The sequence below is a fragment of the Sphingomonas sp. ACRSK genome, from assembly GCF_022346685.1.
GTDB classification, from domain to species: domain Bacteria; phylum Pseudomonadota; class Alphaproteobacteria; order Sphingomonadales; family Sphingomonadaceae; genus Sphingomonas; species Sphingomonas molluscorum.
The window spans coordinates 1-8619 of the sequence record NZ_JAKRNR010000058.1 but is presented as its reverse complement, the minus strand read 5'-3'; the positions used below and the strand labels follow the sequence as shown (position 1 = coordinate 8619).

The 8619-nt window shown below is 71.6% G+C and carries 7 protein-coding genes; 2 read left to right on the top strand and 5 right to left on the bottom strand.

Annotated features, from left to right (window positions below; genetic code table 11):
- From MHZ35_RS17270 to bdcA, 3 genes are all read right to left on the bottom strand, one after another.
- On the bottom strand, window positions 1-2217 hold a 2217-nt coding region (locus MHZ35_RS17270), incomplete at its 3' end, for a TonB-dependent receptor domain-containing protein (protein ID WP_239436764.1).
- Window positions 2218-2290: 73 nt separating this feature from the next.
- A complete protein-coding gene (locus tag MHZ35_RS17265; protein WP_239436763.1) occupies window positions 2291-3283 on the bottom strand; it encodes an MBL fold metallo-hydrolase in 993 nt (330 codons plus the stop codon).
- A 147-nt stretch (window positions 3284-3430) separates the two neighbouring features.
- Window positions 3431-4144, bottom strand: a complete 714-nt coding sequence (bdcA, locus tag MHZ35_RS17260; protein ID WP_239436762.1) for an SDR family oxidoreductase — start codon at window positions 4142-4144, stop codon at window positions 3431-3433.
- A 76-nt stretch (window positions 4145-4220) separates the two neighbouring features.
- On the opposite strand from bdcA, the gene MHZ35_RS17255 reads away from it, so the two are divergent.
- Complete coding sequence (locus MHZ35_RS17255; RefSeq protein WP_239436761.1) at window positions 4221-4805, top strand: TetR/AcrR family transcriptional regulator; 585 nt, start codon at window positions 4221-4223, stop codon at window positions 4803-4805.
- Window positions 4806-4820: 15 nt separating this feature from the next.
- Here the strand turns inward: MHZ35_RS17255 and MHZ35_RS17250 are convergent, their stop codons facing one another.
- Both MHZ35_RS17250 and MHZ35_RS17245 read right to left on the bottom strand, forming a co-directional pair.
- Window positions 4821-5426: a class I SAM-dependent methyltransferase gene (locus MHZ35_RS17250; protein ID WP_239436760.1), complete on the bottom strand. Its 606-nt coding sequence runs from the start codon at window positions 5424-5426 to the stop codon at window positions 4821-4823.
- Between the two features lie 45 nt (window positions 5427-5471).
- The gene (locus tag MHZ35_RS17245; protein ID WP_239436759.1) at window positions 5472-6563 is read right to left on the bottom strand and encodes an anhydro-N-acetylmuramic acid kinase; all 1092 of its coding nucleotides are present in this window, start codon (window positions 6561-6563) and stop codon (window positions 5472-5474) included.
- Window positions 6564-6686: 123 nt separating this feature from the next.
- On the opposite strand from MHZ35_RS17245, the gene MHZ35_RS17240 reads away from it, so the two are divergent.
- The gene (locus tag MHZ35_RS17240; RefSeq protein WP_239436758.1) at window positions 6687-8318 is read left to right on the top strand and encodes an FAD-dependent monooxygenase; all 1632 of its coding nucleotides are present in this window, start codon (window positions 6687-6689) and stop codon (window positions 8316-8318) included.
- The last annotated feature ends 301 nt before the right edge of the window (window positions 8319-8619 follow it).

The window sequence follows — 8619 nt, the reverse complement described above, 5'->3', positions numbered from 1 at the left end:
GCGTGGCCCGCGTCCCCCGCCCGGGCCACGCTCGCCCCGCGCTTCGCGCGGCGGCGCGGTGCCGGCCGCTTCCGCCGCCTCGCGTTCCGCCCGCCGGGCCGCGCGCGCCGCCTCTTCCTGCCGCTGCCGTTCGGTGACGATCGGCTTGGAGAAGTTGAAGCCCCAGCGCAGCTGGCTGCGCTTGGAACGGGCGAAGTTCACCGGCCGCGTGTCGACGCGCAGCAGCGTGCCGTCCTCGGCGCGCAGGAACCGGTCGGGGAACGCATCCTCGATCTCCGCGGTCGCCGCCGGGAAGCTCGAGATCGGATTCTTGATCCGGCTCGACACATAGTCGGCGGTCAGCGTCAGGTCGGTGTCGCGGATCGGGCGCAGGTTCAGCCCGGCCTTGAACACGCGCCGGCTGTCTCCCTCCAGGTTCGGGTTGCCGCCCTCCACCTGCGTCACGTCCACCGTTTCGCCGCGCACATAGTCGAAGATGCGCACGTTGGGCGTCACCAGCACCGGATTGCCCAGCTGCTGCGGCGTCGGCGCGCCTTCCTCGTGCGTCACCGACACCAGCAGCCGCACCGGCTCGGCCGGCTGCCAGTTGAGGCCATAGCCCAGTGTCGTCTGGGTGCCGAAGTCGGACAACTGCTCCACCTCGGCATTGCCGTTCAGGGACAGGTTGCCCAGGAACGCCAGCACGTCGCGCGAACGGCTTGCGATCGGCAGGTCCAGGTTGCCGCGCGCGGTGCCCGTATCGCGGCCGATGTCGGCGGACTGGGCAACGCCCGCCCGCAACGAATCGCTCTTCAGGTCGGTGGTGTTGCCCAGCACGCGAATGCTCGCCGACGCCGGGCCGGCCGGCATCTCGAACAGCGTGCCGGAGGCCAGCGCGTCGATCGCCGCGACCTGGTTGATCGACTTCGCCCGGTCGACCACCCGGGCATAGAGGTCCAGCGGCCCGAACGGGCTCGCGTCCGGATCGCCTGCGGTGATCGCTTCCTGGAGACCGACGGTGTCCAGCCCGCGCTCGGTGAAGGTGCGCGACTCGTCGCGCTGGTAGCTGGTGTTCAGCGACCAGCGCCACCGGCCGATGTCGCCGTTGAAGGCGGCGGTGGCATTGCCCGTCCAGCTCCGGTTGGTGCGCTCCAGCGGGTCGACGTCGGCATAGCGATAGAGGGTGGTGGCGTTCGCAAAGGGCGAGAAGGGGCCCTCGGCCGGAAGCAGCAGCTCCACACCGGGCAGGCCGGACAGCGCATGGCTTTCGCTGCGCTCCAGCCGCACCGTGCCGGTCGCGGCCACATTGCCGAAGATGCTGGTGCTGTAGACCGCGTTGGCCGCCACGCGTTTGCTCGACGGCTGGAGCGTGCGGAAGGGCGTCGTGTCGGTCACGTTGAGGACGCCCGCCGTCCCGGCATAGTCGGCCAGCCCCGGGTTGGCGATGCCGGCCGGCACGCCCGCCTGAGTCACGGTGGTTCCGGCCAGGGCGCTCAACGCCGGGTCGATCTCGCCGCCGCGAAGGCCGGTGATGTTACCGGTCAGGTCGAACGGCCGCCGTGCGCTGGTGCTCGGCGTGATGTCGCGCTCGCTCTCCAGCAGGTTCGAGACGCCCTCCGCCTCCAGGTTGACGTTCAGCCGGCCGGCGTCGTTGATCCGGGTAAGCCCGGCCTCCGCCTGGAACTGGTTGCTGCCGCCTTCGGTCGGGATGCGGTCGGTCAGCTCGCCCGTGATGCTGCGGAAACGCGGGCGGAGCACGAAGTTCACCACGCGCTGGTCCGCGCGGAAGCCGAACTTCAGCGCCGCCTCCTCCGGCAGGATGTCGACGCGCAGGATCGCCTCGGTCGGCAGGTCGCGAATTTCCTGGAAGCCGGCCGTGCGCCTGCCGTTCACCAGCACCACCGGCGCGCCATTGCCGTCGCGCCCCCGGCCGCTGCCGGTCTGCGGCGCCAACTCTTCGAGCAGCTCGGCGACCGAGCTCACGCCATAGGAGCGGATGTCCGCGGGCGACAGCTGGATCTCGGGCGGGATGTCGCCCGGCACCGTCCCCGGCGGCGTGCGCCCGGTCACCACGATCTCAGCGCCTTCGGTCTCTTCCTCCACCGCCTCGGGCGGGCCGGAGTCACCCGGCTCCCCCGGCGGCGGTGTCTGGGCCGGCACCGGGTCCGTTTGCGCGGCTGCGAGCGCAGGACTGGCCACACCCAGCAGCAACCATGCTGCCGTCGACAAAGGACGCATTCGAATCTCCCACCCGCGCAACGCCCGCGCGTTCACTCCGGCGATGGCCTAGCGAGCAAATGTCGCAGAAGTTTCACGCCATCGCAGGTGCGAAGGAATATGTGTCGCCAGGTGTCGCTGCGATGAATCGCTGCGGCGCGATTGCGCGTGCCGCCAGCGCCGCCGCCAGCCGGGCCACCGGCTCCTCGCGCGCCTCGTCGGTCAGCTGGAACGTACCCCAATGGATGCCCAGCGCATGGGCCGCCCCCAGCAGCTCGAACATCGCCACCGCCTCCTCCGGATCGGCATGCTGCGGCGCCATGAACCAGCGCGGCGCATAGGCGCCGATCGGCAGCAGCGCGACGTCGGGCGCACCGTGCTTCGCGGCAATGTCGCGGAAGATGCCGCCGCCGCACCAGCCGCTGTCCCCGGCGAAATAGACCCGGCCCACCGGCGTCTCGATCCAATGCCCCGCCCACAGCGCCATCCGCCGGTCGCCGGTGCCCCGCGCCGACCAGTGGTTGGCCGGCACCAGCGTCGTCGCGGCACCGCCGGGCAGCGCGATGCGGTCGCCCCAGTCGCCCACCACCGTCCGCGCCGCGGGAACACGCTTCTTCACGATCGCATCGTTGCCCAGCGGCATCACCATCAGCGGCGCGTCGCGGGCGTGCAGCCGCTTCAGCGTCGCCATGTCGAGATGGTCGTAATGGTTGTGCGACAGCAGCACCGCGTCGATCCGCGGCAGCGCGTCGAACGCGATGCCTGGCGCCGTCACCCGCTTCGGCCCCGCAAAGGTGAAGGGGCTCGCCCGCTCCGACCAGACCGGATCGGTGAGCAGGTTCACGCCCGCCGCCTGGATCAGCAGCGTCGCATGGCCGACCGCGGTGATCGACAGCCCCGCCACCCGCGGCTCCGGCACCGCCTGTGTGACCGGCACCGCCTGGGGCCAGGTCGCCGGGCGCGGCCCGAACTTCCACCGCAGCATGTCGGGCAGCCCGCGATCCGTCGCAGGCTGCCCGGGATTGAAGAAGCGCACGCCGTCGAAATGGTCGCTCAGCGGCCCCTGGTAATATCGGTTGCGCGCCACGATCAGTCCTGCCGCCCTGCGGCGGCAGCCGCCTGCCCGCCGTGCTCCGCGCCGCCAACCTCGCTCATGCCCGTCCCCCTGTCGCAATCTGCGGCGGGAGAACGCGCGGGCGCGCTTTTGGTGGCGGCGTGGCCGCGCGCGTCCCGCTCAGGCGCCGAACGCGCCGTCGATCGTGTGCATCGCGCCCGTCACGAACCCGGCTTCCGGCCCTGCCAGCCAGGCCACCATGCCCGCCACTTCCTCCGGCCGCCCGTGGCGCTTGATCGCCAGGAAGCTGTGCATCAGGTCCTTCATGGGGCCGTCCTCGGGATTGGCGTCGGTGTCGATCGGTCCCGGCTGCACCACGTTGATGGTGATGCCGCGCGGCCCGAAGTCGCGCGCAAGGCCGCGCGCCAGCCCCTGCAGGGCCGACTTGCTGAGCGCATAGGACGCCATGCCCGCCACCGGCATCCGATCGCCGTTGACCGACCCGATCACGATGATCCGCCCGCCTTCCGGCATCTGCCGCGCCGCCTCGACCGAGGCGTGATAGGGCGCATGGACGTTGATGCGGAACAGCCGGTCGATGACGTCCGGGTCCTGCTCCAGCGCGTCGCCGAACACGGCGATGCCCGCATTCACCACCAGCACGTCGAGGGGCCCGCTCTCCCGCACCCGCGCGATCACCGCATCCCGGTCGGCGCTGTCCGTCACCACCGCGGTGCTGCCCGTCTCCGTCGCCAGCGCCTGCGCCGCCTCGGCCGAACCCGCGTAGGTAAAGGTCACTGCCGCGCCGTCTGCGGCAAAGCGCCGCACGATCGCCGCCCCGATGCCCCGGTTCCCGCCCAGCACGAGAACGGACTTCCCTTGAAACGCGGTCATCTGGCACTCCCTGGCAAATTACTGTAGGGATCGCTACATAAACAGCGACTTCGCATGGTCAAGGCATTCTGTAATAGTGACTACAAATAAACCTCGCGGGCGTCCGCGCAGCTTCGATCCGGAACAGGCGGTGGCCGTCGCCCAGACGCTGTTCCACACGCGCGGCTATGACGCGGTCAGCGTCGCCGACGTGACGGAGGCGCTCGGCATCAAGCCCCCCAGCTTCTATGCGGCGTTCGGCAGCAAGTTCGGCCTCTATGCGCGCGTGCTCGATCGCTATGCCGGCACCGGCGCGATCCCGCTCGACGCGATCCTTCTGCCCGACCGTCCCGTCGCCGAGGCGCTGGCCGCGCTGCTCGAAGAGGCCGCGCGCCGCTATGCGGCCGCGCCGTGCACCACCGGCTGCCTGGTTCTGGAGGGCACGCGCTGCAACGACGCGGAGGCGCGGGAAGCCGCCTCCGCCTTCCTGGTCGCAGCCGAAGCGGTGATCCGCCGCTACATCGCCGATCGCCATCCCGAGGACGCCGATCGCCTGACCGACTTCGTCTGCACCACCATGGCCGGCCTCTCGGCGGCCGCGCGACACGGCCACGACCTCGACCGCCTGCTCGCCACCGCCCGCCTCGCCGGCCTCGCCATCGCCCAGGCGCTCGGCGACTAAGGAGGGCTAGGTCGGTTAGCGGCCCCTCCGGAGGGCGAGCCATGTCCACTTCACACCAGCGGCCAGGTTGCCGGCCTGCAAGGATTCGGCCTCAGCAACGCGCACGATGTCGAAGCCGTTCTCTCTTGCGCCGGCGACGGTACGCTCGACATCAACAGGGAAAACTCGCCGGCTCGGTGCGCCGGCACCGTGGCGCAGGGACAGGATGAGGAGACCACCGTCCGCCGTCATGTCGGCAAGGTGGCGTATACCGACGGCGCGATCATCCTCGTCGAGGTGCTGCCAAACCGCGCACACGGTCACGAGGTCGAAGGCGAGCTCTCGCCTTGCAGCGGCTAAATCCGGCAGCCGATCGTCGAGCCAGGCGATCCTTTCGTCTCCGTGGAGAGCCATGCCTGCCGCACGGAGTTCCTCGACAGGCTCCACGGCCAACACTTGATGGCCTTGGGACGCGAACCACGCCGCATCTCGTCCTGTCCCGGCGCCGATATCCGCGATCCGTGCCGGTGAGACCGGTAGCAGGTCCGCTACGGGAGCGAGGAGATCACGCGTCGAGATCGCCTCGAACCGAACAATGAGTTCGGCGCTTGCGCCGGCATAGCCTGTGAGAACATCGGTCATGCGAAATGGCTACGGCGACCACCGCTTTCTGTCACGGCGCGCGCCCTAGCCCCGGTACGTCACCCCGCCCGTCATCGCCTCGGGCGCGCCGGTCGTGCCGGGGAAGGAGATCGCCAGCCCCCGCACCGATCGCGCCGCCAGGTACGCGAACGCCTCCGCCTCGATGAAGTCGCCGCGCATGCCCAGCGTATCGGACGAATCCACCCGCCCCAGCGCATCCGCCAGCATCGCCATCATCACCGGATTGTGCCGCCCGCCGCCACACACGATCCAGTGCCAGTCCGCCGCCGCCTCGCCCAGCTGCGCGCGGCACGCCACCACCGCCGCGACCGTGAACGCCGTCAGCGTCGCCGCCGCATCCGCGTCCGACAGCCCCGCCACCGCATCGAGCGGAAAGTCGTAGCGGTCGAGCGACTTCGCGCCGGTGCGGGTGAAATACGGACTCGCCATCAGCCGCGCGACCACGCCGCGGTCGACCGTCCCGGCCGCCGCCAGCCGCCCGCCCTCGTCGTAGCGGCCGATCCCACGCGCCTGCACCAGCTGGTCGATCAGGCCGTTGCCCGGCCCCACGTCGAACGCCGCCACACTCCCGTCGCGCGCGATCGCGGTCACATTGGCGACCCCGCCGATGTTCAGGAACGCGACCGGCCGCGCGCACCCGGCCCAGTCGGCCAGGGCCGCGTGATAGATCGGCGCCAGCGGCGCGCCCTGTCCGCCCGCCGCCAGGTCCGCCTGGCGCAGGTCGGCGACCACCGGCACGCCCAGCGCCACCGCCAGCGCATCGGGATCGCCCAACTGGATCGACAGCTTGCGCTCGGGCCGGTGCAGCACCGTCTGCCCGTGAAAGCCGACCAGCTCGATCGTGCCCGCGTCCGGCTGCGCCAGCAGCTCGCGCGCGGCGCGGACATGCACGTCGTGGATCACCCGCTCCGCCTCGGCAAAGCTCGCCGGGCGCGGGCCGTGGCCGTCGCTCGCGATCGCATCCTCGGTCGCCTGCACCAGCACCCGGCGCTCCTCGGCCCCGAACGGCAGCATCAGCGCGGGGCCGAAGCCGGTCACGCCCTCGCCGTCCGTCTCCAGGATCGCGGCATCGACGCCGTCCAGCGAAGTGCCGCTCATATATCCCAGCACGCGCATTGCCGCTCTCCACCCAAATCGCCGCTCGCCGCGCCGCCCGACCCGCGATAGCTTGGGGCCACGACGCTGTTGCCCCGATCCAAAGCACAGCGCGCAAAGCGATGCCAGCGTGGAGACAGGACCATGTCGGACGGCGATCGGTGCGAAGTGCTGGTGGTGGGCGCAGGGCCGACGGGCCTGATGGCAGCGCTGCTGCTGCGGCGACAGGGGATCGACGTCCGCATCGTCGATCGCGCCGCCCAGCCGACCCGCGAATCCCGCGCCTTCGCCGTCTCCGCGCGCACGCTGGAGCTGTTCGCCAGCCTCGGCCTCGCCGACACGCTGCTCCAGCGCGGCGTGATCGACAGCGGCATCGGCTTCCACGTCTCGGGCGAGTGGGTGGGCGGGCTCGATTTCGACCATGCCAGTTCGCCCGACACGCCCTACCGCTTCATCCTGATGCTGCCCCAGGCGGAGACGGAGGCGGTGCTGCTCGACGCGCTCGACGACGCCTGGCTGACGGTGGAGCGGGAGGTGGAGGTGACCGGCCTCGCCGCCGATCCGGACGGCGTCCGCGTGGAGGCGCAGGAGGCATCCGGCACCGTCACCACCCTTCACGCCCGCTACGTCATCGGCGCGGACGGCGCGCACAGCATCGTCCGCCACGCGCTCGACCTGCGGTTCGAAGGCGCGCCCTATCCGCAGAACTTCCTGCTCGGCGACGTCGCGGTCGACTGGCCGCTCGACCACGACCGCTTCCGCGTCTTCGTCCATGCCGATCGCATCGGCCTCTATTTCCCGCTCGACGGCAGCGGCCTGTCGCGGGTGATGGCGACCGACCTGCACGCCCGCCCGGACGAGCACGCCGCGCCGGAACTCACCCTCGCCGAGCTTCAGTCGGCCTTTGCGGAGGCGGCCTGCCTTCCCGTCACCCTCTCCCGCCCCGAATGGCTGACGCGCTTCCGCAGCCATCACCGGGTCGTCGATCGCTACCGCGTCGGCCCGGTGTTCGTCGCGGGCGACGCCGCCCACATCCATTCGCCCGCCGGCGGCCAGGGCATGAACACCGGCCTGCAGGATGCCGCCAACCTCGCCTGGAAGCTCGTCTCGGTGCTGCGCGGCGGCGCGTCGGAGGCGCTGCTCGACAGCTATGGCAGCGAGCGCCTGCCCGTTGCGCAGGAGGTGCTGCGCTTCACCGACCGCATCTTCAACGCCGCCGCCGGCCAGGTCGGCTGGCGCGCCTGGCTGCGCGACGCGCTCGCGCCGATGCTGGTGGGCCCGGCCTCCGCGCTCGACGTCGTCCAGGACCGCGCCTTCCGCCGCTTCGCCCAGATCGACATCGCCTATCCGCCCAACCCCGCGGTGGCGGAGCTACCCCGCGGCCCCGCGCCGCGCCCGGGCGAGCGCGCGCCCAATGCCCAGCTCACCCGTCACCGCGACCTGTTCGATCTGCTCGCGGGCTATCGCTTCCACGTCCTCGCCCTCTCCCGCCGCCGCCTCTCGGCCGTCGAGGCGGGCACCCTCGCCGACGCGCTCGCGCGCCTGTCGGGAGAGCGCGTGGCCACCCACCTGCTCGCCCGCATGACGGCCGGCGCCCACGGCGCCGTCGAGCGCCTGGAGCGCGCCGACCTGTTCGACCGCTACGGCCTCGCCGACGAACACGCCCAGGCCCTGCTCCTGGTCCGCCCCGACGGCGTCCTCGCCTGGCGCGCCGAAAGCCTCGACCTCCCCGCCTGCACCGCCGTCCTCCGCAGACTAGGCGCTCTCCCCCGCTGAGGCGGCGGCGCACACCCCTCTTTCTACGTATCCCGGCGACGGCCGGGGCCCAGTCGGGAAACGCCCGCGGCTCCAGCGAACCACTCCCACCTGGACCCCGGCCTCCGCCGGGGTACGGCGCCATCAAACCGCACCCGCCTCGTGCTCCCGCGCAGGCGGGAGCCCAGGGCCCCACGCGCTACCCTAGTTTGCTCTGCTCGGCCCTGGATCCCCGCCTGCGCGGGGATACACCCGCGGCTCCATCGAACCGCCTCCACCTGGACCCCGGCCTCCGCCGGGGTACACCCCTCCCGCCCCCGCC

Coding starts and splice junctions, on each gene's coding strand:
- MHZ35_RS17245 (WP_239436759.1), bottom strand. CDS start 6,563: ATGCGCGTGCTGGGATATATGAGCGGCACTTCGCTGGACGGCGTCGAT.
- MHZ35_RS17250 (WP_239436760.1), bottom strand. CDS start 5,426: ATGACCGATGTTCTCACAGGCTATGCCGGCGCAAGCGCCGAACTCATT.
- bdcA (WP_239436762.1), bottom strand. CDS start 4,144: ATGACCGCGTTTCAAGGGAAGTCCGTTCTCGTGCTGGGCGGGAACCGG.
- MHZ35_RS17240 (WP_239436758.1), top strand. CDS start 6,687: ATGTCGGACGGCGATCGGTGCGAAGTGCTGGTGGTGGGCGCAGGGCCG.